Origin of the sequence: Rathayibacter sp. AY2B5 (assembly GCF_002931645.1) — a bacterium.
Taxonomy (GTDB): Bacteria; Actinomycetota; Actinomycetes; order Actinomycetales; family Microbacteriaceae; genus Rathayibacter.
Genome location: NZ_PSUE01000001.1, coordinates 1 through 26,459, shown reverse-complemented (window position 1 = coordinate 26,459; position 26,459 = coordinate 1). Strand labels below are relative to the sequence as shown.

Here is a 26,459-nt window from a genome sequence, read left to right as displayed (position 1 = left end):
CAGGCTCCCGGGCCCCGCTCGAGCCGCGTGCTAGCCTCGTCGAGTTCTTCCGACGGGGCACTCCTCCCGTCGACGCCGCACCACCCGGAGGCTCCCATCGCACGCTCGACGTTGCCCATCGCGGTCATCGTCGTCACCCACTTCTCGGGTGAGGTCCTCCGCGCGTGCCTCGAGTCCGTGCCGGAGGCGACGGAGCACGACGTGCGCATCGTGGTGGTCGACAACCTGACCACGGACGACTCCGTCCGCAGCGTCGTCGAGCGCCTGCCCCACGTCGAGTTCCACGAGACCGGGCAGAACCTCGGCTACGGCCGGGCCGTCAACTACGCGGTCGACCGCCTCGGGCCCGAAGTGGAGTGGATCCTGGTGACCAACCCGGACACGGTCTTCCTCCCCGGCTCGATCGACGCCCTCTACGCCGCCGCGACGGCGGACGACCGGATCGGCTCGATCGGGCCGCGGATCCTCGACTCCGACGGCACGATCTACCCCTCCGCCCGCGCTCTGCCCTCGCTCGGCACGGGCGTCGGGCACGCCGTCTTCGCCCACGTCTGGCCCGGCAACCCGTGGTCGGCGACCTACCGGCGCTCGCGCGCGGTCGAGACCCTCCGCCACGGCCGGATGGAGGCGGGCTGGCTCTCCGGCGCCTGCGTGATGGTGCGCCGCACGGCCTTCGAGGAGATCGGCGGGTTCGACGACCGCTACTTCATGTACTTCGAGGACGTCCAGCTGGGCGACTCGCTCGGACAGCGCGGCTGGACCAACGTCTACCTCGCCGACGCGGTCGTCTCCCACCTCGGCGGGCACTCCACCCGCCTGGCCTCGGCGCGGATGCTCGCGGTCCACCACCGCAGCGCCTACCTCTACCTCGCGCAGAAGTACGGGGCCTGGTATCAGGCGCCGATCCGCGCGGCGGTCCGCGCCGGGCTGGGCGCCCGGGTCGCGCTGATGCGCCTGCGCTCGAAGAGCTGATCCGCTCCGATCGGGCGGGCCGCCTGGCCGGCGCCGGGCGGCCCGCCCACCGGATCGGCGGTCAGGACGCGGAGTCGAGCTCCGTGTAGAAGGCCCGCGCCTCGTCCCAGGTCGGCAGCAGACCCTGCGCCTCGGCCTCGGCCAGCGTCGGTGCGTCGGTGTCCTTCGGCGAGAGGAGCAGCTCGCCGGCCTCCTCCGGGAAGCGCAGGCCGATCTGCTCGTCGAGCGGGTCGATACCCTTCTCCCGCACCGGGTCGAAGGTGGCGTTCACGAGGTACGAGACCACGGCGCCCTCGGTCAGCGCCACGAAGGCGTGCGCGACCCCCTCGGCGATGTAGACGGAGCGGCGGTCGACGTCGTCGAGCAGGATCGACTCCCAGCGCCCGAAGGTCGGCGACCCGACGCGCACATCGATCACGTAGTCGAGGACCGCACCGGAGAAGCACGAGACGTACTTGGCCTGCGACGGCGGGATCTGCGCGAAGTGGATGCCGCGGACGGTGCCGCGCCGCGAGACGGAGGTGTTGCCCTGCCGGAGCGAGAGCGGGTGCCCGACCTTCTCGGCCAGGCGGTCGAAGCGGTAGAACTCGTAGAAGACCCCGCGATCGTCGGGGAACTGGCGCGGAGTCACTTCGTAGACGTCGGGGATGTCGAGCTCTCGGATCTGCACGGTCGCCAGTTTAACGACGGCGTGTCACGGGCCCGCGACGCCTCTCTGCGCCACCCGGCGGCGTGCCGGAGCGCCGACCGTCGGCCGACGGACCGCTCGGGCATGATGAGGAGGTGACCTTCCTCATCACGGGCGCCTCCGGCATGCTCGGCACCGACCTGCGCGCGGCCCTCGGCTCCCGCCCCAGCACCGCCCTCGGCCGCTCCGACCTCGACGTGACCGACCTCGACGCCGTGCGCGCCGCCGTCGCGGGACACGACGCCGTGGTGAACTGCGCCGCGTACACCCGCGTCGACGACGCCGAGACCGACGAGGAGGAGGCGCACCGCGTCAACGCCGTCGGAGCGCGCAACCTCGCCCTCGCCACCGCCGAGACGGGAGCCGCACTCGTGCAGGTCTCCACCGACTACGTCTTCGACGGCTCCGCGACGACCCCCTACTCCGAGGACCACCCCCGGAACCCGATCTCGGCCTACGGCCGCACGAAGGCCGAGGGCGAGCGCCTGGTGCTCGATGCCAACCCGGACCGCGGGTACGTCGTCCGCACGGCCTGGCTCTACGGCGAGCACGGCGGCAACTTCGCTAAGACGATGGTGCGACTGGCGGGTGCGCACGAGACGCTGACCGTGGTCGACGACCAGCACGGCCAGCCCACCTGGACCGCCGACCTCGCCGCGCGCCTGATCGAGCTGGTCGACGCGGAGGCCCCGGCCGGCGTCTACCACGGCACCAGCTCCGGCGAGACGACCTGGCTCGGCTTCGCCCGTGCCGTCTTCGCCAAGGCGGGCCTGGATCCCGAGCGCCTGCGCCCGACCGACAGCGGCTCGTTCGTCCGCCCCGCTCCGCGTCCGGCCTACTCGGTCCTCGGACACGACGGCTGGAGCCGGGCGGGCCTGCCGCCGCTGCGCTCCTGGCAGGACGCGCTCGCCGCCGCACCCCTCGAGGCGGTGACCCCGTGACCACCACTCTCCGCGTCGTCGTCGACCAGATGCTCGCCCGCGTGCCCGGCGGCATCGGCCGCTACACCGAGGAGCTCACCCGCGAGCTGATCGCGACGGCTCCCCGCGACTGCGAGGTGGAGGCCGTCGTCTCCGCCCACCCGCCCGAGAAGGAGGAGGAGCTGCGCCTGCGCCTGCCCGGCCTCGCGCGCATCCACCGGCTGCCGCTCGGGCGCCGCGAGCTCTCGCGCGCCTGGCAGTACGGGATCGCCATCCCGGCCGGCGGCGGCATGATCCACGCCCCGAGCCTCTTCGCCCCGTTGCGCAGCCACGACGGGAGCGAGGGCGAGCAGATCGTCGTCACGATCCACGACACGGTGCCGTGGACGCATCCCGAGACCCTCACTCCGCACGGCGCGAAGTGGCACCGGGCGATGGCGAAGCGCGCCCGCAAGCACGCGGACGCCGTCGTCGTCCCCACCCACGCCGTCGCCCACCAGCTCTCCCAGCTGATGGACTTCGGCGATCGACTGCGCGTGATCGGCGGAGCCGTCGGCTCCGGCCTGGTCGTCCCGGAGGACGCCGACGAGCGCGCCACGGCGCTGGGCCTCCCCCCGGAGTACGTGCTGAGCGTCGGCACGCTGGAGCCGCGCAAGGGCCTGGTCTCGCTGATCGCGGCCTTCGGAGGAGCGTCCGCCCCGGCGATCCCGCTGCTCCTGGTCGGCCCGACCGGCTGGGGCGACCTGGACGTGGCCTCCGTCGCCGACGAGCAGGGCCTCGACGAGACGCGCGTGCGCGCCCTGGGAGTCCTCAGCGACGCCGACCTCGCCGTCGTCCTCCCGCGGGCCACCCTCTTCGTCTACCCGAGCATCGCCGAGGGCTTCGGCCTGCCCGTGCTCGAGGCGATGCACTTCGGAGTGCCGGTGGTGCACTCCGACGACCCCGCGCTGATGGAGGTCGCCGCGGACGCCGGCGTCGCCGTCGAGCGCGGCGACGCGAAGGACTACCCGGACCGCCTCGCCCTCGCCATGAGCAGCGTGCTCGCCGACACCGGTCTGCGCGAGCGGATGTCGGTGGCCGGCCGCGACCGCTCCCGAGCCTTCAGCTGGCGCGACTCCGCCGAGCGCGTCTGGGCGCTGCACGCCGACCTCTGAGGCGTGCGGCACCCGGCCGTCTACGGCGCGGAGTCGCCCGACAGTCCGGCACTCACCAGCGAGTGCACGACGTCGTAGTCCGGGTCCTCCGGGTCGACGGCCGGCGGGACCAGCTCGATCGGATCCACCGGCTGCGACTTCGTCTTGAGCCCCAGCTGCACGAAGTAGCCGAGCATCCCCTGCGGGACGTCCGTCTTGATGACCTGGGACCCGGCGGACGCGACGTCCTGGAACTTGGCGGGGACGTTGCCCGGCTCGAACTGGGCGAGCAGCGCCTCCTGCACCTGCCGCTGGCGCGCCATCCGGTCGTAGTCGCTCGTGGTGTAGCGAGACCGGGCGTAGGCGAGGGCCTGCTCGCCGTTGAAGTGCCAGTGCCCGGGATCGATCCACTGGTTGACGCCCTGCATCACGCCGTCGGAGTCGGGCAGCCCGCCCAGGGGCAGCGGCTCGTCGGCGACGTAGTCGATGTCGATGCCGCCGAGCGCATCGATCAGCTGGGCGAAGCCCTCCATGTCGATCAGCGCGTAGTACTGGATCCTCAGATCGAGGATGCCCTCGACCGCGTCGCGCATCGCCTCGATGCCGGGCTCGCTGCCGTGGTCGACGGCGTCGGGGTAGAGCTCCGGGTGCTTCAGCTCGACCTCGGTGTAGACCGAATTGAGCTTGCAGACGTCGACGGCGCAGTTGTCGGTGTCGTAGCCGTCGGGGTAGAGCTCGTGCATCGGGCTGGTCTCGGGGAACGGGAAGTCGACGAACTCGCGCGAGACGCCGATGATCGAGGCCTTGCCGCTCGACGCGTCGATGCTGACCACCGAGATGCTGTCGGGGCGCAGACCGTCGCGGTCCTCTCCCGCGTCGCCGCCGAGGAGCATCACGTTGTAGCGGCCGTCGATCGGCTGCTCGATCGCTCCGCCGCCGAAGATCGACGACAGCGTCCCCCGTGTCACGCCGAGCAGGTAGGTGCCGTAGGCGGTGGTGCCGACCGAGATCGCCATCAGCGCGATCGTCGCGAACGCGAGCACGCCGCGCATCCGCGGGCGCACCCGGACGACGCGGATCAGGCGGAGGGTGTCGAGCGTCAGCACGGCCCAGACCACCCCGTAGACGACGAGCGCGGCCTGGAGCGCGAGCATCGAGACGTCGAAGGTCGCGAGCGTGTAGAGGCCGGTCGGGAAGACGAAGTAGAGGAGCACCGCGACCAGGAGGGCGACCCAGAGCCCGAGGGTGAAGCCGAGCCCCAGGCGCCCGAGCCGGCGGTTGCCCGCGAGGACCTGAGCGGACCCGGGCACCAGCAGGTTGACGATCAGCAGCCACCACGCCCGCCGCGTCATGAAGGCGCGGGAGGCGACGTCCGGGTGCCGCAGCGGCAGGGCGACGGCCGTCACAGGCCCGCCACCAGGGCGTCGTTCTTCGCGGCGACCTGCACCTCGAGGTCGGCGGCGAAGTCGTCGAGCGCTGCGGAGAGGGCGTCGTCCGCCGTCGCGAGGATCTTCACCGCGAGCAGTCCGGCGTTCCGCGCTCCGCCGATGGAGACAGTGGCGACGGGGACGCCCGCCGGCATCTGCACGATCGAGAGGAGGGAGTCGAGCCCGTCGAGGCGGGCGAGCGGGACCGGCACTCCGACGACGGGGAGCGAGGTCACGGCGGCGAGCATGCCGGGGAGGTGGGCGGCTCCGCCCGCTCCGGCGATGACGACCTTCAGGCCGCGGCCGCGGGCCTCGCGGCCGTACGCGATCATCGCCTCCGGGGTGCGGTGCGCGGAGACGACCCGGACCTCGTGCGCCACGCCGAACTCGGCGAGGACGGTGGACGCCGCCTGCATGACGGACCAGTCCGAGTCCGAGCCCATCACGACGCCGACGAGCGGCGCGGGCCCGTTCACGAGCGCGTCCGCGCTCACGAGAGGGCTCCGGCAGGGGTCGGGGAGGTCGGCAGGCTCGTCACGGCGACCATCGTACGGGTCAGTCCGTGAGAACGGCCGCCGCCGCGCGAGCCTCGTAGACCACGAGGTCGAGGTCGTCGCCGGTGGCGTTCACGTGCCCGACCTTGCGGCCCGGTCGCGGCTCCTTGCCGTAGTTGTGCACCTTCACGCCCGGGTGATCGGCGAGCACCCGCGGATAGCGGTCGGTCAGCGACTCCCCCACCGGGCCGCCGAGCACGTTGACCATCACGGTCCACGGATCGCGGCAGCCCGTCGCGCCGAGCGGCAGGTCGAGGACCGCGCGCAGGTGCTGCTCGAACTGCGACGTGGTCGATCCGTCCATCGTCCAGTGGCCGCTGTTGTGCGGGCGCATGGCCAGCTCGTTGACCAGGATCCGGTCGTCCGTCGTCTCGAACAGCTCGACGGCCAGGACGCCGGTGACCCCGAGGCTGTCGGCGATCGTCTGCGCGATCTCGGCCGCGGCTGATGCGAGCCGGCCGGCGGACGCGGGGGCCGGAGCGATCACCTCGGCGCAGACGCCGTCGCGCTGCACCGACTCCACCACCGGCCAGAGGATGCTCTCGCCGGAGGGACGCCGGGCGACGAGCTGCGCGAGCTCGCGGCGGAAGCCCACCAGCTCCTCGACCAGGAGCGAGCCGCCCCGGCCGTCCTCGGCGAGGGCGGTGAACCAGTCGTCCGCCTCGTGGGCGCCGCGCACCACGCGCACGCCCTTGCCGTCGTAGCCGCCGCGCGCGGTCTTCACCACGGCGCTGCCGCCGTGCTCGGCCAGGAACTCCCCCAGCTCCTCGGCGGAGGAGACCTCGGCCCACTCGGGCACGGGCACGCCGAGCTCGGTCAGGCGGCGCCGCATCATCAGCTTGTCCTGGGCGAACAGCAGGGCGTCGGGGCCGGGGTGCACGGCGACGCCGCGGGCGACGAGCTCGCGGAGGATCGGCTGGGGAACGTGCTCGTGGTCGAACGTCACCACGTCCACGGTCTCGGCGAAGGCGAGCACGGTCGCCTCGTCGCGGTAGTCGCCGACCCGTGTCGCGGCGAGCCCCGCCGGGGCGCCCTCGCTCTCGGCGAGCACGGCGATCTCGATGCCGAGCTCCACCGCCGCGGGGATCATCATCCGGGCGAGCTGGCCGCCCCCGATCACGCCGACGCGCATGGCGCTCCTCCATCTCCGCCCGCTGGCGCGGGGCGGCTCCATGCTACCGAGGCCCCGACGCGCTCACGCGGGCGGCGGCCACTCCGGCTCGAGAGCGGGAGCCGCGCCGATCGCCTCCCGCAGCAGGTCGGCCGTGAGCTCCGGATCCGGCAGGTCCCGCAGCACGAACACCTCGGCTCCCGCCTGCAGGATCCGGACGTCCCCGCACCGGGCGAGGCGCTGGCCGAGGGAGCGCTCGACCACGACCTCCATCCTCCGATCGAAGACCACCTCGGCCCGCCGGATCGACGCCACGCCCCGGCGCGCGCTGAGGCCGGAGGCGGTGACGCGGTAGCGCACGCTCGCCCAGCCCGCGATCCCGGGAGCGCAGAGGAGCAGCACCAGAAGTGCGGTGCCGAGCCCGATGATCCAGCGCTGCAGGGCGAGCTCGAACTGCGCGGCGAAGTAGAAGCCCGTCCAGGTGAGCAGGAGGAGGCCGACGACCGGTGCGACCGCCCGGCGGGCGCGCGGGGTCAGCCGCGCCAGCTCGCGGTCGGCGGGGTCGGTCCTGGCCATCAGGAGCGCAGGTGCGTGACGTCGCCGGCCGTGAACGAGCGCAGCGCGCCGCCCTGCTCGAGCAGGAGCGAGCCGTCCGGGGCGAGTGCGGCGGCGGTCCCCTCCTCCTGCGTGCCGTCGGGCAGCTCGAGCCGGACGCGCGTTCCGAGGGTGCCGCAAGAGGCGCGGACGGCGGCGGCCGCTCCGGAGGCCTCGGCGTCGCCCTGGGCGAGCAGCGGAGCCAGCAGCCCCTGGAATCCGGTCAGGAACGCGGCGAGCACCTCGTCGGCGCTCGTCGTCCGTGCTCCGGCGAGGGCGAGCGAGGTGGCGGTCGGGACCGGCAGCTCCGCCTCCGTCAGCAGCAGGTTCACACCGGTGCCGACGACGACCCGTCCGTCCGGCAGGCGCTCGGCGAGGATCCCCGCGACCTTCCGGCCGTCGATCAGGACGTCGTTGGGCCACTTGACGGCGACGTCCCCGTCGACGAGGGGTGCGAGGGCCCGGGCGAGAGCGGCGCCGGCCACGAGCGGCAGCCAGCCGGAGGCCTCGGCGCCGAGGGCGGAGGCGTCGACCAGAGTCGAGGCCGCGAGCGTGCGGCTCGCGGGCGCCTGCCAGACGCGCCCCAGCCGGCCGCGCCCGGCGCGCTGGTCGCCGGTGGCGACGACGGAGAGGTGCGGCCACACGGTGGGGTCGGCGGCAGCCCGCTCGCGGAGCTCGTCGTTCGTCGACCCCGCCGACTCGAGCGCGAGGACGCGGGGGGAGACGGCGGAGGAGAGCGGGAGGAGCATGCCGCCACGGTAGCGGCGGCTCCCGCGAGGCCGCTCCGAGCGCCGCGCGCGACGTCCCGCCCTTGTCCGGATCCTCCCGTTCGGAGCGGCCCTCCCTGTGCGAGTGCGACAAGAGGAGGCGTCCGCCCCGCCGGTAGGGTGAGCGGGTGACCGCGAACACCGAACGTCCCGCGCCCGATCTGTACACGACCGCGGGGAAGATCGCGGACCTCAGGAACCGCTACCACGAGGCCGTCACGGCCAGTGGCGAGGCGGCGATCGAGAAGCAGCACGCCAAGGGCAAGATGACCGCACGGGAGCGGATCGACACCCTCCTCGACCCGGGCTCGTTCGTCGAGCTGGACGAGTTCGTCCGCCACCGCACCCACGCCTTCGGCATGGAGAAGAAGCGCCCCTACGGCGACGCCGTCGTCACCGGGACCGGCACCATCCACGGCCGCCAGGTCGCCGTGTACTCGCAGGACTTCACGATCTTCGGCGGCTCGCTCGGCGAGGTGGCCGGCGAGAAGATCATCAAGGTGATGGACCTCGCCCTGAAGACCGGCGTCCCGATCATCGGCATCCTCGACTCCGGCGGAGCACGGATCCAGGAGGGCGTGGTCGCCCTCGGCAAGTACGGCGAGATCTTCCGCCGCAACACCGCGGCGAGCGGCGTGATCCCCCAGATCTCGATCATCTGCGGCCCGGCCGCGGGAGGCGCGGTCTACTCCCCCGCCCTGACCGACTTCGTGATCATGGTCGACAAGACCAGCCAGATGTTCGTCACCGGGCCCGACGTGATCAAGACCGTCACCGGCGAGGACGTCGGCATGGAGGAGCTCGGCGGCGCGCTGACCCACAACAAGATCTCGGGCGTCTCGCACTACCTCGCGAGCGACGAGAACGACGCGCTCGACTACGCGCGGACGCTCCTCTCCTTCCTCCCGGACAACAACCTGTCGCCGGTACCCGTCTTCGAGACCGAGGTCGATCTCGAGACGACCGACGCGGACCGCTTCCTCGACACGGTCATCCCGGACAGCCCGAACCAGCCGTACGACATGCGCGCCGTCATCGAGCACATCGTCGACGAGGGCGACTTCCTCGAGGTGCAGCCGCTGTTCGCGCCGAACATCGTGATCGGCTTCGGCCGCGTCGAGGGCCGCTCCGTCGGCATCATCGCGAACCAGCCGAGCGCCATGGCGGGCACGCTGAACATCGAGGCAGGCGAGAAGGCGTCCCGCTTCGTCCGCTTCTGCGACGCGTTCTCGCTGCCGATCCTGACCCTGGTCGACGTCCCGGGCTACCTGCCCGGCACCGACCAGGAGTGGACCGGCGTCATCCGCCGCGGCGCGAAGCTGCTCTACGCCTACGCCGAGGCGACCGTGCCGCTGGTCACGGTGATCCTGCGCAAGGCCTACGGCGGCGCGTACATCGTGATGGGGTCCAAGCAGCTGGGAGCCGACATCAACCTCGCGTGGCCGACCGCCGAGATCGCCGTCATGGGCGGCCAGGGCGCGGTGAACATCCTCTACCGCAACGAGATCCGCAAGGCGGAGGAGGCCGGCGAGGACGTCGCAGCCGTCCGGACGCGCCTGGCGAACGAGTACACCTACAACGTCGCGAGCCCGTTCCTCGCGGCCGAGCGCGGCGAGCTCGACGGCGTGATCGAGCCCTCGGCGACGCGTGTCTCCGTCATCAAGGCGCTGCGGGCGCTGCGCACCAAGCGCGCCAACCTGCCCGCGAAGAAGCACGGCAACATCCCGCTCTGACCCGGCCTGCTCGGACGCCGCGGCAGGAGACGGGAGACCGTCCGTGCCGCGGCGTTCCGCTGCGCCCGCCTCCTCACGGGGCGGAGGGGCGGAACGATCAGTCGGAGGAGCCGGGGCCGGTCCGTCGGGCAGCGGACTCCGCGGGAGCATCGGGCCGCACGACGGGAGCGTCCGGCTCCGCGGCCGAAGCGTCCGGCTTCCCTGTCGCGGAATCGGGCTCCGCTTCCCGGGCATCCGCCCTCGCAGCCGGAGCACCCGCCTTGACCGCAGGAGCACCCGCCTTCACCCCAGGACCGTCCGGCTCGGCTGTCGGAGCACCCGCCTTCGCCGCAGGAGCGCCTGCCTTCGCGGCCGGAGCATCCGGCTTCGCCGCGGGTGCCTCGGACGGCTTCTCCTCCGGCTTCGCCCCGACCACCCGCGCGAACGCCAGCGCCTGCGCGGCGGAGAGGTCCGGCAGGTAGGCGCGACCCAGCGCGGCTCCGATCCGCGGCAGCTGCAGCGCGTCGGGGTAGGTCATCCAGAGGCCCGCGTAGCGCGGGTGGAACTTGGCCTTGAAGCGGAACAGCGACGTGAAGCCGTAGGCCGGCTCGAGCGTCCGCGAGAGGAACTCGAGCAGGCGCGAGAGGACCGTCGGCTCCGGAGGCTCCTCCCCCTCCTCGACCGGTGCGGTGGCGAGCGGTGCGCCCGAGAGCGAGAGGAACTCGGCACCCTCCTCCTTGACGCGCAGCGCCGCGGAGGCGATGAGGAACTCCATGATGCCGGGCATCGAGTCGTCGGAGCGGCGCATGAAGTCGAGGGTCCAGCCGACCACGCGACCCTCCCTGTGCACGGGCAGCCAGCTCGTCACTCCCTGCAGCACGCCGTCCGGTCCGACCGCGAGCAGGAGGGCGACGTCGGGATCGCGGACCTCGTCGATGCCGCCGAGGGTGAAGCCCATCTCGGGCAGCGCCTTCTCGGCGACCCAGCGCTCCGACAGGTCGACGATCTGGTTGGCCATGCCGAGGGAGAGCTCGGGCCAGCTGGTCCACTGCGCCTCGATGCCCAGCTTGATGCCGCGCGTGAGCGGGTAGCGCACCTTCTGCCACCGCTTGCCGGTGAGCTCGAAGGAGGGGAGCTCGATGATCGTCTCCTCGCCGACCGAGAGGCGCGACCAGCCGAGCCGGTCGAAGACGGGGAGCAGCTCGTCGTGGATGCTGTAGAAGACGGGCGTCCAGCTGCGCTCGTCGCAGAAACGCACGAACTCGGCCACGACGTCCTCCCGCCGCTCGGGAGCGCAGGCCGGGTCGGAGAGGGTGATCGCCACGCCGCCGATCACCCGGTAGGCGACTCCGCCGGTCCCGTCGGCCGAGATCCAGTGCGCGTTGCCCTCCCAGGTCCCCTGATGGCCGAGGCTGCCGGCGCCGTGCAGGGACAGGAGCGCGCGGTACCGCGCCTCGTCGCCGCGGTTCCGCTGCACGTCGGTGGCCCGGAGCAGGGCGACCACCGCGACGACGACCACGAGCCAGAACACCGGGCCGACCCACTCGAAGACGATCCGCGCGACGGGCTCCCGCGGCACGGCGAGCAGTCCGGCGCCGCCGAGGAAGCTCACCGGGACGAAGCGCAGCAGCCCGTCCAGGAGGAGTCTCCCGAGGCCCAGGAGCGGCTCGAAGCTCGTGCGCACGCCGGCCGAGAGCGCCAGGTAGCCGCCGAGGGACACGACGAAGGCGATGGCGACGACCCGCGTCCAGAGCCTCGCGGCGGCACGGGGCGCGCGGATGCGGAAGTGCCTCCTCCCGATCACGAGCATCGCCACGACGGCCAGCGGCACCAGCACCGTCGTCGCCACCCAGAGCAGGTACTCGGCGTAGTACAGGAACTCGGGGTGACGGGCGGCGCGCTGGAGGGAGAAGACCTCCAGGATCGCGATCGCGATGTTCACCCCGACCGCCAGCAGCAGGCCCAGGCGGCGCCCGGAGCGCAGGCCGTAGGCGGCGACGAGCAGGAGGACGAGCGGGACGAACGTCAGCAGGATCGGCCCGGGGGCGACCAGGCTCAGCTTCACGTGGTGCGCGCAGTGCCGGAGGGCGCGGCTGCACGGGTCCTCGAGGTCCGTCGTCCCCGTGAAGGCGCTCTGCAGCAGTCGGCCGAGGAACGAGAACGGACCGTAGCCCGAGTCGGAGAGGACGGCGACGAGCGGACCGATCGCGGTGACGACGACGACCGCCGCCAGCAGCCCCCGGGACTCGCGGTGCGAGCTCGGCGCCGGACGCTGCGGACGCAGCCCCGACGCTCCCCGCGCGAGCACCGCGCCGAGCACGAGCCCCGCGCCGCCCGCGAGGAGCCGGTACGCGTCGGCGGAGTCGCCCGCGTAGAGCACGAACATCAGCACGACGGCGAAGACGGTCACCCGGAGCCTGCGACGCCACAGAGCGCCCATGAAGGCGGTCGAGGCGATGAGGGCGCCGACCGCGCCGATCAGCGGGTCGAAGGTGTGGTCGCCGACGGTGTCGCCCGCCCACCACTCCCCGACGAGAGCGCCGATCGACTGCACGGAGGACCCGACGACGATCCCGACGGCGCCGGTCACGAGGAAGGCGAGGAGGGTGCGGGCCGAGCCGAGGCGGCGCTCCGCGGCGAGGAGCATCGGGAGCACCAGCACGACGTCCAGGAGCAGCTGCAGCGGGTCCGCCGCGATCAGGAGGGCGGTCACCGCCGTCCACGGACGGCCGTCGAGGGTCGTCATCGGGCCCGCCGCCCACCAGGCCGTCGTCTCGGCTCCCGCGGGGGCGACGAGCGTCCCCGTGATCGCGCTCGCGGCCAGGAGGACCAGGACGACCGAGACGGCCGCCGGCGACCTCCGGACCAGCAGACGCAGGGGGCGCAGCGCCGCGGCACCGCTCCTCGGGAACCACGTCGGCATGCGGGGACGCTCCTGTTCGCAACGGACGGACGACGCTCCGGCGGCATCCGGCGTCAGCATAGCCATGCCCCGCCGACCGGCGCCGTGAACGGCATGCGATAGCGTCGCGGGATGACCGCCTCCGACTCCGCACCCGCCGTCGTCATCTCCACCCCCGGCCTCGACGCCGCCGAGATCGCCGCCGTCACGGCCGTCGTCACCGCACTGACCTCTCGCACCGAGGCCGAGCCGGAGACCCCGCAGGAGCTCAGCGGGGGCTGGAACGACCGCGCCGCGGCGGTCCGCGGGCCGCTGCGGCCGGCACCGGGAGCGTGGCGCTCCTTCTCCGGCTGAGCGGACTCGCAGACGCAGCCCGTCGGGGAACGAGCGATCCGCGACGCGGAACGTGAAATTTGTCCCCCGATTAGTCCCCTAAAGTGCTGACTATGCGCCTCCTGGCGGAGCGAGCAGACTAGTGGACGTACGGTGCTCCTCCTTCGGAAGGGGCACCGCCAATCACTCGCCGACCAGGGTAAGCAGGCGGGTGTGTTGGGGGCGAGTGAGGGTAATATTCGGGTTGTTACCCTCACTCGGGGTTTGACGGCGGGCCGGGCCCCCTCTTCGGAGGAGTGGACGGCCCGCCGCACTCCGTTAACGGGCTTTCGTCCTGACGCGCTCTGCGCTCAACGGGCTCTGCCCATGACGGCTCTGCTCACGCTCGTGCCGCGCCGTGCCGCGCCGCGCCGACGATCGGTCCGCTCCGAGAGACCGGGCGCGCCGAGACCTGAGCTGTGCTGAGAGCCGGAGCGTACCGCCCGCGGCACCGATCCGAGATCCGCACGCCCTCCGGGGCGGGTCGCCGCCGGTCGCTGCGCATGCGGACGGCCGTGCCGTCCCGCGCGCGCTCCGCCGCTCAGACGTCCCGTCCGCCGACGCCGTCGCGCCGGATCTCGACCCAGGCGTCGACCTCGTCCCCCGCGTCGTCGGAGCCGAGGGCGCCCGCGCTGCCGTCGCCGGCCGTCCGCAGGCCCACCACTGTGACCGCCGAGGCCGAGTCGGCCGACGCGGTGCGCACCACCACGCGGTCGACCTCCTCGCGGATCCCGCTCAGAGCCTGGGCGAGCTCCCCCAGCACCCGTCGGCTCTCGCCCTCGGAGGTGCGGTCGAGGCCGCCGTCGTCGAGCACCGACACGGTCACGCCCCGCCGCCGCGCGTCGAGCACGAGACGCCGCACCTCGTCGTCCAGCAGCCGCCGGCCGCGGATCTCGTCGCGCACGGCCGCCTCGAGCAGCCGGCACTCGCGCCGCTCCTCGTCGGTGAGGCCCGGTCCCGGCTCGGCGATGCGCAGCAGCATGTCGGCGGCGAGGGCGCGCGTCTGCTCCAGCCGGACCTCGCGCTCCGTGAGGTGCGCCTCCTCCGCGGCCCGCCACGACGCGGCCGCGCGCTCGGCCGCCTCGAGCACGCGCGCCTCGGAGCCCGCGCGCCCGAGCTCGACGATGAGCAGCTGCGCGATCGCGACCCAGGCGATCCCCCCGACGACGCCGAGAGTGGCCAGCGCGGCCGGGCCGGCCCAGAACACGGTGTGCACGATCAGGAAGCCGACGCCGACCCAGGCGCAGGCCGGGCGCCGGCGGGCGCACACGATCGTCATGAGGGTGCCGACCGCGGCGATGTACCAGGTGGAGTAGCCGTTGGAGGCGCCCGGATCGAGCGACGGCGCGACCAGCAGCGGCAGAGCGACGGCGACCGCGGTCATCCCGACCGCGACGGGCAGGGCGAGCCGGGTCGTCGCTCCGGGCCAGAGGGCGACGACGGTCGCCGCGACGTACAGCGCGACCGCGACGAGGTCGGCCGGCGTGGCCGGGGAGATGCGGAAGGAGAAGAAGGCGAGCACCACGTGGTAGAGCGAGAAGCCGGCGCCGAGCGCCTGGAGCAGGGGGCGCGGGTAGGCGATCACGGCCCTCCTCCCGCGTCCGCCCGCCAGGAGAGGACGACTCGGGTGCCCTCGCCCGGAGTCGAGTCGACCCGCGCCGAACCCCGCGCGTTGTGCACCCGCTCGAGGATGGAGAGCCGGATGCCCAGCCGCTCGCGCGGGACGTCGGCGAGCCGGAAGCCGCGGCCGTCGTCCTCCACCACGACCTCCACCGCGCCGTCGCCCAGCAGCCCGTGCACGGCGCGGTGGACGCTGCCGCTCGGACCCGCGTGCTGAACGCTGTTGGCGAGCGCCTGCCAGACCGCGCCGAGCAGGGCCTCGGCCACCGGGCGCGGCAGCGTCGTCGCGCGCGGATCCACTCCGTCGGCCGTCGCGACTGCGATCTCGGTCCCGAAGGTGGACGCCGCGTGGGCGAGCTGGCGCTGCAGGAGCTCGAGCGGGACCAGCCCCTCGGGCGGCTCCGGCTCGTGGTCGGGCAGCAGCACGGCGAGGGTGCGCTGCGCCATCGAGGAGACCAGCGCACGCTCGGCCGGCGACTCGGCGGAGGCGGCGGAGAGCAGCGTCGCAAGCACGTTGTCGTGCACCAGGGCGTCGACCTCGACCCGCTCCACCTCGCCGGCGTGCTGGCGCATCGCCGCCTCGTACTGCTCCATGGCCGTCGTCTGCGCGCGATCGATCTGGTCGGCCGACTGCCGGAGCACGGTGATCAGCACCAGCATCACGAAGCCGACGATGCCCACGTAGGCGGCGTCGAGGATCGCGCGGGTCGGCTCCGCCCCGCCGCCGGAGGGGAGGACGCGCAGCAGCCCGAACAGCACGGTCGTCACCGACACGTACGCGATCGCGATCCGGAGGGGAGCCGCGATCGTGCAGAAGGCGGTGCCGATGGTCAGCAGGTACCAGATCCACGGGGTCTCGCGGTCCGCGCCCCCGGTGGCGACGGCGGCCGGCCAGGTCAGGAGGGCCACGAGGACACCGACCGCGACCAGGACCGCCGTGATCCGCGTGCCCCGCCGCAGCACGGCGGTGACCACGGCGGCGGTGAGCGATCCGAAGACCAGCACCAGCACCGGCCAGGCCACCTCGGGGCGCAGGAGGGGCAGCTGCGCGAGGATCGGCGGGACGGTCTGCACGCCGAAGCCGAAGCCGAAGAACGACACGACCGTGCTGATGATCCGGTCGATGCGCTCGCGCCCGGCGTTGCGGCGGGCGATCGGCGCCTCAGCGCCCGCCATCGCCGTCGTCCGGGTCGATGCCCGGCAGGATGCCGTCCTCCACCGCGCGCCGCAGCAGATCGACCTTCGTCGGGGCGGGACGGCCGATCTCGACGTACTTGTCGCGGATCCGGTCGAGGTACTCCTTCGCCGTCGACACCGAGATCTGCAGCCGCTCGGCCACCAGCTTCAGTGGCAGCCCCGAGGCGTAGAGGTGCAGGACGTCGCGCTCGCGACGGCCGAGCACGGCCCGCGCGAAGTCGTCGTCGGCGTCGATGGCCGAGGCCCACTCCAGATTGTTGAGGACCTCGCCGCGGGCGACCGTGCGGATGGCGGCGACGACCGTCGACATGGGCGAGGACTTCGGGATGACGCCGGCCGCTCCCGCGGCGAGCGCCTCCCGCACGGCCACGACGCGGTCCGCGATGCTGTGGACGAGGACGGCGGAGCCGCGCACCTGCCCCCACTTGACGTTGCTGGTGATGCTCGAGCCGTCGTTCAGGGACAGGTCGAGGACGAGCACCTCGATCTCGGCGCCGCCGATCGTGCTCTCGAGGGCCTGGACGGTCTCGGCGGCGGCGACCACCTGCATTCCCGCGCTCTCGACGGCGGCGGCCACGCCCAGGCGCACCGACTCGTGGTCGTCCACGATCGCCACGCGCACGCGCGGGGCCTCGGCTGCGTCGACGTGGGGCTCCATCCCGCCCATGGTACGCAGACGCGGGCCCGCGGTCAGTCCTCTCGGCGGACCAGTCGCGCAACGGCCTCCACGTGGGAGGTGTGCGGGAAGAGGTCGAAGCTTTCGAGGCGCTCCAGCTCGTAGCCCGCCCCGGTCAGGGCGCCCACGTCGCGGGCGAGCGCGACCGGGTCGCAGGCGACGTAGACGAGCTGCGCCGGCCGCAGCTCCGCCAGAGCGTCGGTGACCGCTCGGCCGGCGCCCGAGCGCGGCGGGTCGAGGACCACGGTCGCCGCGCGCCACCGCGCCCGCTCGCGCGTATCGGCCTGGGCGACGACGTCGCGGAGGTAGCGGTCGACGCGGGCGGTCACCGCGCGGGCGCCGACCTGGTCGGCCAGGTTCTCGAGCGCGTGCTCGGTGGCGCGGGAGTCGCTCTCGACGCTGGTCACGCGCACTCCGGCGCCGAGGCGGTCGGCCAGCGCCGCGGCGAGCAGGCCCACCCCGCCGTAGAGGTCGTGGTTGGCGGCCGACGGGTCCGCCGCGTCCGCGTCGACGGCGGCCTGCACGGCCTCGAAGAGCGCGGCGGCGGCTCCGCGGTGCACCTGCCAGAAGCCGGTGCGGTCGACCCGGAAGGTGCGGTCGGCGACGAATTCGCTCACCACCGTGCGGTCGCGGCGGGCGCGCTTGTCGGAGGGGTCGTGCACGAGCACCGCGGCTCCCTCGGACCCGGCCGCGTCGACGAGGTCGACCACCGAGCCGGGAGCGAGGCGCTCGCCGAGCGGTGCGGCCAGGGAGGAATCGGCGGTCGCGAGGGGCAGCGACTCCACGGTGACGACGTGGTGGCTGCGTGCCGCGTAGGGGCCGACCCGTCCGTCGTCGTCGACGTGGAGGCGGTTCCGCGTGCGCCAGCCGAGGCCGCCGGACGCGTCGTCCCCGCCGATCGGCGCGACCTCCACCTCGATCTCGCGACGGGCGAAGCGGGAGAAGGAGTCGACGAGCACGAGGCGCTTCAGCTCGCGCTGGTAGGCCAGGTCGGCGTGGCCGAGCTCGGCGCCGCCGACGCGCTCCTCCGGGCGGCGGTCGAGGGCGGCCTCGGGCCAGACGTGCTCCACCCGGTGCTCGGACGCCTCGAGCACCTCGAGCGCCTCGGCACGCCAGAAGCTGTCGTGCCGGACCTCGCTGATCCGCGCCCGCACGCGCTCGCCGGGGAGGACGTCCGGGACGAAGACGACGCGGCCCTCGTGCCGGGCGACGAACACGCCGCCGTGGGCGACGTTGCTAATGTCGAGCTCGATCTCGGTCCCGAGTGCGTCGTCGGCCCCGTCGGGGCGGGCGGATGCTCGGGACGGGGTCTGTGCCATCCGTCGAGCATCCCACAGCGTGGGCCCGGCCGCAGGGAGCCCTCGTGCGCCTCTACCTCGCCTCCACCTCCCCCGCGCGCCTCGCGCTCCTGCGGGCCTCCGGGATCGAGCCCGTCGTCGTCCCCTCCGAGGTGGACGAGCCCGCGGCCGTCGCCCGGGCCGAGCAGGAGCGGGGCGCGGCGCTGGACGCGGACGCCACCGTCTCGCTGCTCGCCCGCGCCAAGGCGCACGCCGTCCTGCGCCCGGACATCGACGGCCTGGTGCTCGGCGGCGACTCCGCGTTCGTCCTCGACGGGGTCGTCCACGGCAAGCCGCACGAGCCGGAGCGGGCGCGGGAGCGCTGGCGCGCCCAGCGCGGTCGCACCGGCCGCCTCCACTCCGGCCACTGGCTCGTCGACCACCGCGGCGGGAGGATCGTCGCCGAGGCCGGAGCGGTCACCTCCGCCGCCGTCACGTTCGCCGACGACATCGACGACGCCGAGATCGACGCCTACGTCGCCACCGGCGAGCCCCTCGAGGTGGCCGGCGCCTTCACCATCGACGGCCGCGGCGCCGGCTTCATCACCGCGATCGAGGGCGACCCCTCGACGGTGATCGGGATGTCGGTGCCGACCCTCCGCACTCTGGTGCGGAGCCTCGGCGTCGACTGGACCGCGCTCTGGAACCGCTGAGGCCCGTCCCGCCCTTGTGAGGAACCGACGAAGGCCCTCCGCTTCTTTGTGGTGAGCCGCGCCGGGCCGGGCGGAGCCGCCCCCTAGGGTTGGGGACCATGCCGAAGATTACGAAGGTGCTCGTCGCCAACCGGGGCGAGATCGCCGTCCGAGTCATCCGCGCCGCCCGCGACAGCGGGATCGCCTCCGTGGCCGTCTACGCCGACCAGGACCGCGACGCCGTGCACAGCCGCCTCGCCGACGAGGCCTACGCCCTCGGCGGGACGACCAGCGCCGAGACCTACCTCGTCATCGACAAGCTGCTCTCGGTGGCCCGCCGCTCCGGTGCCGACGCCGTGCACCCCGGCTACGGCTTCCTCGCCGAGAACGCCGACTTCGCCCGCGCCGTCATCGACGCCGGCCTGATCTGGATCGGCCCCGGCCCCGAGGCCATCGAGCGCCTCGGCGACAAGGTCTCGGCCCGCCACGTCGCCGAGAAGGTCGGCGCGCCGCTGGCCCCGGGAACCCTCAACCCCGTCTCCGGCGCCGCCGAGGTGCTCGAGTTCGTGGACCAGTACGGCCTCCCCGTCGCGATCAAGGCGGCCTTCGGCGGCGGCGGTCGCGGCCTCAAGGTCGCCCGCGAGCGCGACGAGGTCGAGGAGCTGTTCGCCTCCGCCACGCGCGAGGCCGTCGCCGCCTTCGGCCGCGGCGAGTGCTTCGTCGAGAAGTACCTCGACCAGCCGCGCCACGTCGAGACCCAGTGCCTGGCTGACGCGCACGGCAACGTCGTCGTGGTCTCCACCCGCGACTGCTCCCTCCAGCGCCGCCACCAGAAGCTCGTCGAGGAGGCGCCCGCGCCGTTCCTGACGGACGCGCAGAACACCGAGCTCTACCGCGCCTCGAAGGCGATCCTGCAGGAGGTCGGCTACCTCGGCGCCGGAACCTGCGAGTTCCTGATCGGCAAGGACGGCACGGTGTCCTTCCTCGAGGTGAACACCCGCCTCCAGGTCGAGCACCCCGTGTCGGAGGAGATCACCGGCATCGACCTCGTGCGCGAGCAGTTCCGCCTCGCCGAGGGCGGCGTGCTCGACTACGACGACCCGGCGCCCCGCGGCCACTCCTTCGAGTTCCGCATCAACGGCGAGGACGCGGGCCGCGGCTTCCTCCCCGCTCCGGGCCCGGTGCACGTCTTCAAGGCCCCCGGCGGACCCGGCGTCCGCGTCGACTCCGGTGTCGTCGCCGGCGACGTGATCTCCGGCTCCTTCGACTCGCTCCTCGCGAAGCTGATCGTCACCGGCGACAGCCGCGAGCAGGCGCTGGAGCGCTCGCGCCGCGCCCTCGCCGAGTTCGAGGTCACCGGACTGCCGACCGTCCTCCCCTTCCACCGCGCGATCGTCGAGGACCCGGCCTTCGCCCCCGAGGGCGGCGCGCCCTTCACGATCTACACCCGCTGGATCGAGACCGAGTTCGAGAACACGATCCCGGCCTGGAGCGGCGAGCCCGGAGCGACCGACGAGCCGGCGGCCCGCCGGAACGTGGTCGTCGAGGTCGACGGGCGCCGCGTCGAGGTCACTCTCCCCGGCGACCTGGTCGGCTCGGGACCCGCCCGCGGGGCCGCTGCCGCCTCCCCGAAGCGCCGCGGCTCCTCCTCCGTCAGCACCGTCACGGGCGACTCCGTCGCCTCGCCCATGCAGGCCACCATCGTCAAGGTCGCCGTCGCCGAGGGCGACACGGTCGTCACCGGCGACCTGGTCGTCGTCCTCGAGGCGATGAAGATGGAGCAGCCGCTCACCGCCCACAAGGACGGCGTCGTGAAGGGCCTCGACGCGACGGCCGGAGCGACCGTCCCCGCGGGACACGTGCTCCTCCAGATCGTCTGAGCCCGTTCCGGGCCGCTCCCCGCGCGGCCCGGCGCGGTCGGCTCCTCGACGTGAGGGGTACCGCCGAGCGGGTCGCGTCGCGCTGCCGTCAATCGCTTCGCACGCGATTCCCGGTCGTGCGCTCTGCCGATGAAGGGCCGCACCCCGCGCGGCCCGGCGGAGTGGCGCGTCAGGTGACGATGTGCATGGCGCGCGCGGCGTCCGAGATCGAGCCGGTGAGGCTCGGGTAGACGGTGAAGGCCCGCGCGACCTGGTCGACGGTCAGGCGGTGCTCCACGGCGAGGGCGAGCGGGAAGATCAGCTCGCTCGCCTTCGGAGCGACGATGACGCCTCCGATGACGGTGCCGGAGCCGGTGCGCGCGAACAGCTTGACGAAGCCGTCGCGGATGCCCATCATCTTCGCCCGCGGGTTCGCGGCGAGCGGGAGCTTGTAGATCTCGCCCTGCGCGATGCCCTCCTCGATCTCGCGCTGGCTCCACCCGACGGTCGCGATCTCGGGCTGCGTGAAGATGTTCGCCGCGACGTTGCGCACCTCGGTCGGGTTCACGGCGTCGCCCATGGCGTGGAACACGCCGGTGCGGCCCTGCATGGCGGCGACGGAGGCGAGCGGGAGGAACGTGGTGCAGTCCCCGGCCGCGTAGATCGAGGGGACGCTGGTGCGGGCGACGCGGTTGACGCGGATGTGCCCCGACTCCGTCAGCTGCACCCCCGCGTCCTCGAGGCCGATGCCCGCCGTGTTCGGCACGGAGCCGACGGCCATCAGGCAGTGCGAGCCCTCGACGACGCGTCCGTCCGAGAGCACGGCCTGCACGCCCTTCTCGGTCCGCTCGACGCGGTCGGCGCGCGACTTCGAGAGCACGACCATGCCGTTGCGCTTGAAGACGTTCTCGATCACGGCGGCCGCGTCGGCGTCCTCGCCGGGCAGCACCTGGTCGCGGGAGGAGATGAGGGTCACGCGGGCGCCGAGCGCACGGTAGGCGGAGGCGAACTCCGCGCCGGTCACGCCGGAGCCCACCACGATCAGGTGCTCGGGGACGGACTTGAGGTTGTAGAGCTGGGTCCAGCTGAGGATGCGCTCGCCGTCGGGAGCCGCGGTCGGGAGCACGCGCGGGCTGGCGCCCACCGAGACCACGATCGTGTCCGCCTCGATGCGGTCGAAGTCCATTCCCTCGCCGCCGGCCGCCGTCGAGACGATCAAGGCGTTCGAGCCGTCCAGGCGCCCGTCCCCCTGGACGATGCGCACGCCGTGGTGCACCAGGTTCGCGCGCATGTCCTCGGACTGCTGGCGCGCGAGCCCGAGCAGGCGCTTGTTCACCGTCGCCAGGTTGACCGCCACGTCCGGGCGCACCGGCTTGTTCTGCTCCGAGCGGGTGAAGAACTGCACGCCCAGGTCGGCGGCCTCGCCGATGGCGTTGGTGGCCTCCGCCGTCGCGATGAGCGACTTCGACGGGACGACGTCGGTGATGACGGCCGAGCCGCCCACTCCGACCCGCTCGACCAGGGTGACCTCGGCGCCGAGCTGCGCTCCCGCGATGGCGGCTTCGTAGCCGCCCGGCCCCCCTCCGAGTACAGCGATCCTCTGCGCGCGCTCGAACTCGTAAGCCATGCTTCCCATTGTCCTCTCTCACTGAGTGTTCGCCCAATCGCGGGGTGTCGGATCAGCCGCGGGAGTCGCCCTCCGCCGCCGCGCAGCCCGTCGGTAGGGTGGGAGGATGTCCGACCAGACCCTGCACCCCCTCGACGCCCCCGACGCCGATCCCTTCGAGATCGCGGCCCGCGCGGCCGCTCAGATCGCCGAGGCGACAGGGGTCGAGAAGCACGACATCGCCCTCACCCTCGGCAGCGGCTGGGGCAAGGCCGCCGACGCGATCGGCGAGACGACCGCGACGGTGGAGGCCACCGAGATCCTCGGCTTCTCCAAGCCGGCCGTGCACGGGCACGGCGGCACCCTGCGCTCCGTCCTGCTCCCCACCGGCAGGCGCGCGCTGATCATCGGCGCCCGCACCCACTACTACGAGGGCTACGGCGTGCGCCGCGTCGCGCACAGCGTCCGCACCGCCGCCGCGACGGGCGCGACGGTGATGATCCTCACCAACGGCGCGGGCGGCATCAAGGAGCACTGGACGCCCGGGACCCCCGTGCTGATCAGCGACCACATCAACCTCACCGCCGACTCGCCGCTCGAGGGCGCGACCTTCGTCGACCTCACCGACCTCTACTCCTCGCGCCTGCGCGACCTCGCCCGGGGGACGCGTCCGGAGCTGGACGAGGGCGTGTACGTGCAGTTCCGCGGGCCGCACTACGAGAGCCCGGCCGAGGTGCAGATGGCGAAGATCATCGGCGGCCACATCGTCGGCATGTCGACCGCCCTCGAGGCCATCGCCGCACGCGAGGCGGGCATGGAGGTGCTGGGCATGTCGCTCATCACGAACCTCGCCGCCGGCATCCAGAAGACCCCCCTCAGCCACGAGGAGGTGCTCGAGGCCGGCCGCGACGCCGAGGACGACCTCGCCCGCCTGCTCGCCGGGATCACGGGCGCCCTGTGAGCGCCGACGTCCGGGAGCTCGCCGAGGCCTGGCTCGCCCAGGACCCCGACCCGGAGACGCGGGAGGAGCTGGTCGCCCTGCTGACCGCCTCCGACTCGGGCGACGCCTCCGCCCGCGCCGAGCTCGAGGACCGCTTCGGCGCCCGCCTGGCGTTCGGCACCGCGGGCCTGCGCGGCGCCATTGCGGCGGGATCCAACCGGATGAACCGCGTGCTGGTCTCGCAGGCCGCCGTGGGCCTGGCCGACTTCCTGCTGGCGCAGGGCGTCCAGCGGCCCGTGGTCGTGATCGGCTACGACGGCCGGAAGAACTCGCGCGTCTTCGCCGAGGACTCCGCCGCGCTGATGGCGGGCGCCGGCGTGGACGCGGTGCTGCTGCCCCGGCTCCTGCCCACCCCCGTGCTGGCCTTCGCCGTGCGCCACCTCGGCGCCGACGCCGGAGTGATGGTCACGGCGAGCCACAACCCGCCGCAGGACAACGGCTACAAGGTGTACCTCGGCGGCGCCGACGAGGGCTCGCAGATCGTTCCGCCGGTCGACTCCGAGATCGCCGAGCGGATCCTCGCGGTCGCGCGGGACCGGCGCGTTCCGGAGCTGCCGCGCGGCGAGTACCGGCTCGCGGACGAGTCCGTGGTCGCCGCCTACATCGAGGCGACGGCCGCCGTCGGCCGCCAGTCCGCTCCGCTGCGCATCGTCTACACGGCGATGCACGGGGTCGGCTGGGAGACGGCGCACCGGGTGCTCTCCGCGGCGGGATTCGACGAGCCGGCCGTCGTGGTCGAGCAGATCGAGCCCGACGCGGCGTTCCCCACGGTCGCGTTCCCCAACCCGGAGGAGGCGGGCGCCCTCGACCTCGCCTTCTCGACCGCGCGCTCCGGTCGCGCGCAGCTGATCGTGGCGAACGACCCGGACGCCGACCGCTTCGCCGCCGCCGTGCCCGACGCCTCCGCGCCGGAGGGCTTCCGGCGCCTCACCGGCAACGAGGTGGGAGCGCTCCTCGGCTGGCGCGCCGCCGAGCAGGCCCGCCGCGAGGGCCGCACCGGAGGAGCGCTCGCCTGCTCGATCGTGTCCTCCCCCGCCCTCGGTGCCGTGGCGGCCGACTACGGCCTCGACTTCGCCGAGACGCTCACGGGCTTCAAGTGGATCTCGCGCGTCCCCGACCTCGTCTTCGGCTACGAGGAGGCGCTCGGCTACCTGGTGAACCCCGGGACCGTCCGCGACAAGGACGGCGTCTCGGCCGCGCTCGCCTTCCTCTCCCTCGCGAGCGCGCTCGCCGCCGAGGAGCGCACGATCGACGACGAGCTGGAGTCGTTCGCCGAGCGGTTCGGGCTCTTCGGATCGGAGCAGATCTCGCTCCGCGTCACCGACCTCTCCGAGATCGGCCGGATCATGGCCGGACTGCGCGCGACGCCTCCGACCGCGATCGGCGGGCTCGCCGTCGAGCGGAGCGAGGACCTGCTCGCCGAGGGCGGCGCGCTGCCCCCGACCGACGCGCTCCGCTTCTCCCTGGACGGTGCCCGTCTCATCGCGCGCCCGAGCGGCACGGAGCCGAAGGTCAAGCTCTACCTCGACGCCTGGTCGCACGACTCCGACGCCGACGCCCGCCGGTCGGCCGTCTCGTCCCGCCTCGCCGCCCTGCGCACCGGCGTCGCGGAGCTCCTCGCGTAGGTCCCCCTCCGGTCAGCGGGGCGCGCGGACACCGATCCGCTCGCCCCGCTTCCAGAGCCACTCCACCGGACCGAGCTCGAACCGGCGCAGCCACAGGTGCGCCGCGAGCACGACGACCGCCGCGATGAGCAGGAACGCTCCGACGGTCGCCGGGACGCGCCACTGCGCGGCGGTCACCGCCAGCCCGAGTCCCCAGCCGTAGAAGAGGGCGCCGCCGAGCAGGTTCTGCAGGAGGTAGGCGCTCAGGGCGACCCGGCCGACCTCCCGCGCCCGGCGTGCCGCCCAGCCCTCGGCGCCCCGGCGGAGGCAGGCCTCGGCGAGGGCCGCGAGCAGGCCGAGCCCGACCAGGGGCGCGACGAGGTAGCGCTCGGCGAGCAGACCGGCGGCGCTCCCCCCGACGCCCAGCGCGAGGTCGACGGGGAGGGCGAGGGCGCCGAGGACCATCATGCGACGGCGGAGTGACGCGCCCTCGGCGGCGAGGACCCCCGCCCGATGGAGGCGCGCGCCGAGGAGGAACATCGCGAGGCTGAGGAGCCCGATGAGCACCGGCTCCGCACGGAAGACGCCCGCGTTCTGCAGCCGGAAGAGGGCGAGGCCGAGGAACGACGCGTCCGCGGAGGGGCTCCGGCCGGTCGGCCCCTGTCCGGCACCGTCCGGACTCACCGCCACGAGCGCCACGAGCGCCGAGATCAGGACGACGTGCAGAGCGCCGCAGACGAGGATCACGCGGCGCTGCGTCGTCGGCCGGGTGAGCAGCAGCCAGGCGACGACCGCTCCGGTGACGGCGTATCCCATGAGGACGTCGAACTCCGCGATCAGCACGTAGTTGACCGCGCCGTCCAGGAGGAGGAGCGTCGCGCGCCAGAGGTAGCGGCCCGGCCAGCGCGTCCCGCGCCGGACCGCGGAGGCGTGCTGGATCGCGAGGCCCACCCCGAAGGCGAGGGAGAGGAGGGCGAGGAACTTGCCCTGCGCCAGCGCCATCAGCAGGAGCTGCGCAGTCCCGGCGGAGGAGGAGGTCTCCGGCGTCACCGGGACGGAGAGCAGTCCGAGCATCCCCCAGGGGTGGGAGAAGATCCAGATGTTCGTGCCGAGGGTCCCGATGATCGCGACACCGCGGACGACGTCCAGGGTCGCGATGCGGCGGCCGGCTCCGGCACGGGGCGGCAATACGATCGTATTGGTCATGTCCGAGAGCGTAGCCTGCTCGAGCAGTCGAACGAGAGGGACGCCATGCCGGATCGGCGCGAGAGCAGGAGCGACATCCTCTCGGCGGTCGTCGCCGTCCTCTCGACCCGCGGGGCGGAGCACCTCAGCATCCGCACCGTCGCGGCCGAGGCCGGCGTCTCGGTGGGGGCCGTCCAGCACCACTTCCCGACCAAGCAGGCGCTGCTGGCCGGCGCGATGGCCCGGGTCGAGGAGCGCTTCCGCGAGCGGATGCGGAGCCGCCTGGAGGCCGAACCCTCGGCCGAGGTGCGGCTGCGCGTCTTCTGCGACGAGATCGCGTGCGTCGCTGACGAGGACGTCCCCGACGCGATCGTGTGGACCGCCTTCGCCTCCCGCGCCGGCACCGATCCGGAGATCCGCGCGATCCACACCGCCGGCTGGTCGCGCACGGAGGACGTCGTCCTGGAGCTGCTGCGCGCCGCGCATCCCGCGGCGTCGTTCGGCGCCGACGACGCCGCGCTTCTCCTCGCGGTCCTCGACGGCATCGCGGTCTCCCGCGCGGCCGAGCGGCCCGCCCGCCTCTCCCCCGCC

At 73.5% G+C, this 26,459-nt stretch carries 23 protein-coding genes; 10 read left to right on the top strand and 13 right to left on the bottom strand.

All coding sequences use genetic code 11. The features are described from left to right. Positions 1 to 111 precede the first annotated feature (111 nt). A complete protein-coding gene (locus C5C30_RS00115) occupies positions 112 to 972 on the top strand; it encodes a glycosyltransferase family 2 protein (RefSeq protein ID WP_258063399.1) in 861 nt (286 codons plus the stop codon). Between the two features lie 61 nt (positions 973 to 1,033). On the opposite strand, the gene C5C30_RS00110 is transcribed toward C5C30_RS00115, so the two are convergent. Then, positions 1,034 to 1,642 carry a dTDP-4-dehydrorhamnose 3,5-epimerase family protein gene (locus tag C5C30_RS00110; RefSeq protein WP_104232821.1) on the bottom strand — a complete coding sequence of 203 codons (609 nt, stop codon included), beginning with the start codon at positions 1,640 to 1,642 and terminating at the stop codon, positions 1,034 to 1,036. 113 nt (positions 1,643 to 1,755) lie between these two features. Here C5C30_RS00110 and rfbD point away from each other — a divergent pair, with 113 nt between their 5' ends. Together rfbD and C5C30_RS00100 are read left to right on the top strand one after the other, a co-directional pair. After that, positions 1,756 to 2,601: a dTDP-4-dehydrorhamnose reductase gene (gene rfbD, locus C5C30_RS00105; RefSeq protein ID WP_104246678.1), complete on the top strand. Its 846-nt coding sequence runs from the start codon at positions 1,756 to 1,758 to the stop codon at positions 2,599 to 2,601. Continuing rightward, positions 2,598 to 3,734, top strand: coding sequence for a glycosyltransferase family 1 protein (locus tag C5C30_RS00100; RefSeq protein WP_258065738.1), 1,137 nt, complete (start codon positions 2,598 to 2,600; stop codon positions 3,732 to 3,734). The genes rfbD and C5C30_RS00100 overlap by 4 nt, the downstream gene beginning before the upstream one ends. Before the next feature lie 20 nt (positions 3,735 to 3,754). Here the strand turns inward: C5C30_RS00100 and C5C30_RS00095 are convergent, their stop codons facing one another. From C5C30_RS00095 to C5C30_RS00075, 5 genes are all read right to left on the bottom strand, one after another. Continuing rightward, positions 3,755 to 5,119 (bottom strand): LCP family protein, encoded by a 1,365-nt coding sequence (locus tag C5C30_RS00095; RefSeq protein ID WP_258065737.1) that lies wholly within the window; start codon positions 5,117 to 5,119, stop codon positions 3,755 to 3,757. Then, positions 5,116 to 5,583 carry a 5-(carboxyamino)imidazole ribonucleotide mutase gene (gene purE / locus C5C30_RS00090; RefSeq protein WP_104246749.1) on the bottom strand — a complete coding sequence of 156 codons (468 nt, stop codon included), beginning with the start codon at positions 5,581 to 5,583 and terminating at the stop codon, positions 5,116 to 5,118. The genes C5C30_RS00095 and purE overlap by 4 nt, the downstream gene beginning before the upstream one ends. A 112-nt stretch (positions 5,584 to 5,695) precedes the next feature. Further along, the gene (locus C5C30_RS00085) at positions 5,696 to 6,826 is read right to left on the bottom strand and encodes a 5-(carboxyamino)imidazole ribonucleotide synthase (RefSeq protein WP_104260500.1); all 1,131 of its coding nucleotides are present in this window, start codon (positions 6,824 to 6,826) and stop codon (positions 5,696 to 5,698) included. 63 nt (positions 6,827 to 6,889) lie between these two features. After that, positions 6,890 to 7,381, bottom strand: coding sequence for a PH domain-containing protein (locus C5C30_RS00080; RefSeq protein WP_104246680.1), 492 nt, complete (start codon positions 7,379 to 7,381; stop codon positions 6,890 to 6,892). Next, positions 7,381 to 8,148, bottom strand: coding sequence for a biotin--[acetyl-CoA-carboxylase] ligase (locus C5C30_RS00075; RefSeq protein WP_104332950.1), 768 nt, complete (start codon positions 8,146 to 8,148; stop codon positions 7,381 to 7,383). The genes C5C30_RS00080 and C5C30_RS00075 overlap by 1 nt, the downstream gene beginning before the upstream one ends. Positions 8,149 to 8,294: 146 nt before the next feature. On the opposite strand from C5C30_RS00075, the gene C5C30_RS00070 reads away from it, so the two are divergent. Then, positions 8,295 to 9,899 carry an acyl-CoA carboxylase subunit beta gene (locus C5C30_RS00070; RefSeq protein ID WP_104223164.1) on the top strand — a complete coding sequence of 535 codons (1,605 nt, stop codon included), beginning with the start codon at positions 8,295 to 8,297 and terminating at the stop codon, positions 9,897 to 9,899. 97 nt (positions 9,900 to 9,996) lie between these two features. Here C5C30_RS00070 and C5C30_RS00065 read toward each other — a convergent pair whose 3' ends face one another. Then, positions 9,997 to 12,801, bottom strand: coding sequence for a bifunctional lysylphosphatidylglycerol flippase/synthetase MprF (locus C5C30_RS00065; RefSeq protein ID WP_181131398.1), 2,805 nt, complete (start codon positions 12,799 to 12,801; stop codon positions 9,997 to 9,999). A 111-nt stretch (positions 12,802 to 12,912) separates the two neighbouring features. On the opposite strand from C5C30_RS00065, the gene C5C30_RS00060 reads away from it, so the two are divergent. After that, positions 12,913 to 13,134, top strand: a complete 222-nt coding sequence (locus C5C30_RS00060; RefSeq protein WP_104223166.1) for an acyl-CoA carboxylase subunit epsilon — start codon at positions 12,913 to 12,915, stop codon at positions 13,132 to 13,134. A 559-nt stretch (positions 13,135 to 13,693) separates the two neighbouring features. Here C5C30_RS00060 and C5C30_RS00055 read toward each other — a convergent pair. From C5C30_RS00055 to C5C30_RS00040, 4 genes are read right to left on the bottom strand one after another with little or no spacing between them, the layout of a single operon-like run. Then, entirely contained in the window at positions 13,694 to 14,737 is a 1,044-nt protein-coding gene (locus C5C30_RS00055; RefSeq protein WP_104249487.1) for a hypothetical protein, read from the bottom strand. Continuing rightward, the gene (locus C5C30_RS00050; RefSeq protein ID WP_104256321.1) at positions 14,734 to 15,948 is read right to left on the bottom strand and encodes a sensor histidine kinase; all 1,215 of its coding nucleotides are present in this window, start codon (positions 15,946 to 15,948) and stop codon (positions 14,734 to 14,736) included. The genes C5C30_RS00055 and C5C30_RS00050 overlap by 4 nt, the downstream gene beginning before the upstream one ends. Then, positions 15,935 to 16,636, bottom strand: a complete 702-nt coding sequence (locus C5C30_RS00045; RefSeq protein WP_104223169.1) for a response regulator transcription factor — start codon at positions 16,634 to 16,636, stop codon at positions 15,935 to 15,937. The genes C5C30_RS00050 and C5C30_RS00045 overlap by 14 nt, the downstream gene beginning before the upstream one ends. A gap of 23 nt (positions 16,637 to 16,659) precedes the next feature. After that, complete coding sequence (locus tag C5C30_RS00040) at positions 16,660 to 17,964, bottom strand: class I SAM-dependent RNA methyltransferase (protein ID WP_146081452.1); 1,305 nt, start codon at positions 17,962 to 17,964, stop codon at positions 16,660 to 16,662. A gap of 44 nt (positions 17,965 to 18,008) precedes the next feature. On the opposite strand from C5C30_RS00040, the gene C5C30_RS00035 reads away from it, so the two are divergent. Together C5C30_RS00035 and C5C30_RS00030 are read left to right on the top strand one after the other, a co-directional pair. Continuing rightward, positions 18,009 to 18,635, top strand: a complete 627-nt coding sequence (locus C5C30_RS00035) for a nucleoside triphosphate pyrophosphatase (protein ID WP_181027094.1) — start codon at positions 18,009 to 18,011, stop codon at positions 18,633 to 18,635. Positions 18,636 to 18,733: 98 nt separating this feature from the next. Further along, positions 18,734 to 20,494, top strand: a complete 1,761-nt coding sequence (locus C5C30_RS00030; protein WP_104223170.1) for a biotin carboxylase N-terminal domain-containing protein — start codon at positions 18,734 to 18,736, stop codon at positions 20,492 to 20,494. A gap of 169 nt (positions 20,495 to 20,663) precedes the next feature. On the opposite strand, the gene C5C30_RS00025 is transcribed toward C5C30_RS00030, so the two are convergent. Continuing rightward, entirely contained in the window at positions 20,664 to 22,100 is a 1,437-nt protein-coding gene (locus C5C30_RS00025) for an NAD(P)H-quinone dehydrogenase (protein WP_104223171.1), read from the bottom strand. Between the two features lie 106 nt (positions 22,101 to 22,206). On the opposite strand from C5C30_RS00025, the gene C5C30_RS00020 reads away from it, so the two are divergent. Both C5C30_RS00020 and C5C30_RS00015 read left to right on the top strand, forming a co-directional pair. Then, positions 22,207 to 23,040, top strand: a complete 834-nt coding sequence (locus tag C5C30_RS00020) for a purine-nucleoside phosphorylase (RefSeq protein ID WP_104238027.1) — start codon at positions 22,207 to 22,209, stop codon at positions 23,038 to 23,040. Beyond that, entirely contained in the window at positions 23,037 to 24,704 is a 1,668-nt protein-coding gene (locus C5C30_RS00015) for a phospho-sugar mutase (RefSeq protein WP_104332948.1), read from the top strand. Before C5C30_RS00020 ends, C5C30_RS00015 begins: the two co-directional genes overlap by 4 nt. 12 nt (positions 24,705 to 24,716) lie before the next feature. Here C5C30_RS00015 and C5C30_RS00010 read toward each other — a convergent pair whose 3' ends face one another. Continuing rightward, positions 24,717 to 25,889 (bottom strand): DUF418 domain-containing protein, encoded by a 1,173-nt coding sequence (locus tag C5C30_RS00010; protein ID WP_104332947.1) that lies wholly within the window; start codon positions 25,887 to 25,889, stop codon positions 24,717 to 24,719. A gap of 45 nt (positions 25,890 to 25,934) precedes the next feature. Here C5C30_RS00010 and C5C30_RS00005 point away from each other — a divergent pair. Continuing rightward, the coding region (locus C5C30_RS00005) for a TetR/AcrR family transcriptional regulator (protein WP_104317585.1) at positions 25,935 to 26,459 on the top strand (525 nt) is incomplete at its 3' end.

Coding starts and splice junctions, on each gene's coding strand:
- C5C30_RS00040 (WP_146081452.1), bottom strand. CDS start 17,964: ATGGCACAGACCCCGTCCCGAGCATCCGCCCGCCCCGACGGGGCCGAC.
- C5C30_RS00045 (WP_104223169.1), bottom strand. CDS start 16,636: ATGGGCGGGATGGAGCCCCACGTCGACGCAGCCGAGGCCCCGCGCGTG.
- C5C30_RS00025 (WP_104223171.1), bottom strand. CDS start 22,100: ATGGCTTACGAGTTCGAGCGCGCGCAGAGGATCGCTGTACTCGGAGGG.
- C5C30_RS00085 (WP_104260500.1), bottom strand. CDS start 6,826: ATGCGCGTCGGCGTGATCGGGGGCGGCCAGCTCGCCCGGATGATGATC.
- C5C30_RS00060 (WP_104223166.1), top strand. CDS start 12,913: ATGACCGCCTCCGACTCCGCACCCGCCGTCGTCATCTCCACCCCCGGC.
- C5C30_RS00010 (WP_104332947.1), bottom strand. CDS start 25,889: ATGACCAATACGATCGTATTGCCGCCCCGTGCCGGAGCCGGCCGCCGC.
- C5C30_RS00050 (WP_104256321.1), bottom strand. CDS start 15,948: ATGGCGGGCGCTGAGGCGCCGATCGCCCGCCGCAACGCCGGGCGCGAG.
- C5C30_RS00065 (WP_181131398.1), bottom strand. CDS start 12,801: ATGCCGACGTGGTTCCCGAGGAGCGGTGCCGCGGCGCTGCGCCCCCTG.
- C5C30_RS00075 (WP_104332950.1), bottom strand. CDS start 8,148: ATGCTCCTCCCGCTCTCCTCCGCCGTCTCCCCCCGCGTCCTCGCGCTC.
- C5C30_RS00020 (WP_104238027.1), top strand. CDS start 22,207: ATGTCCGACCAGACCCTGCACCCCCTCGACGCCCCCGACGCCGATCCC.
- C5C30_RS00030 (WP_104223170.1), top strand. CDS start 18,734: ATGCCGAAGATTACGAAGGTGCTCGTCGCCAACCGGGGCGAGATCGCC.
- purE (WP_104246749.1), bottom strand. CDS start 5,583: ATGGGCTCGGACTCGGACTGGTCCGTCATGCAGGCGGCGTCCACCGTC.
- C5C30_RS00080 (WP_104246680.1), bottom strand. CDS start 7,381: ATGGCCAGGACCGACCCCGCCGACCGCGAGCTGGCGCGGCTGACCCCG.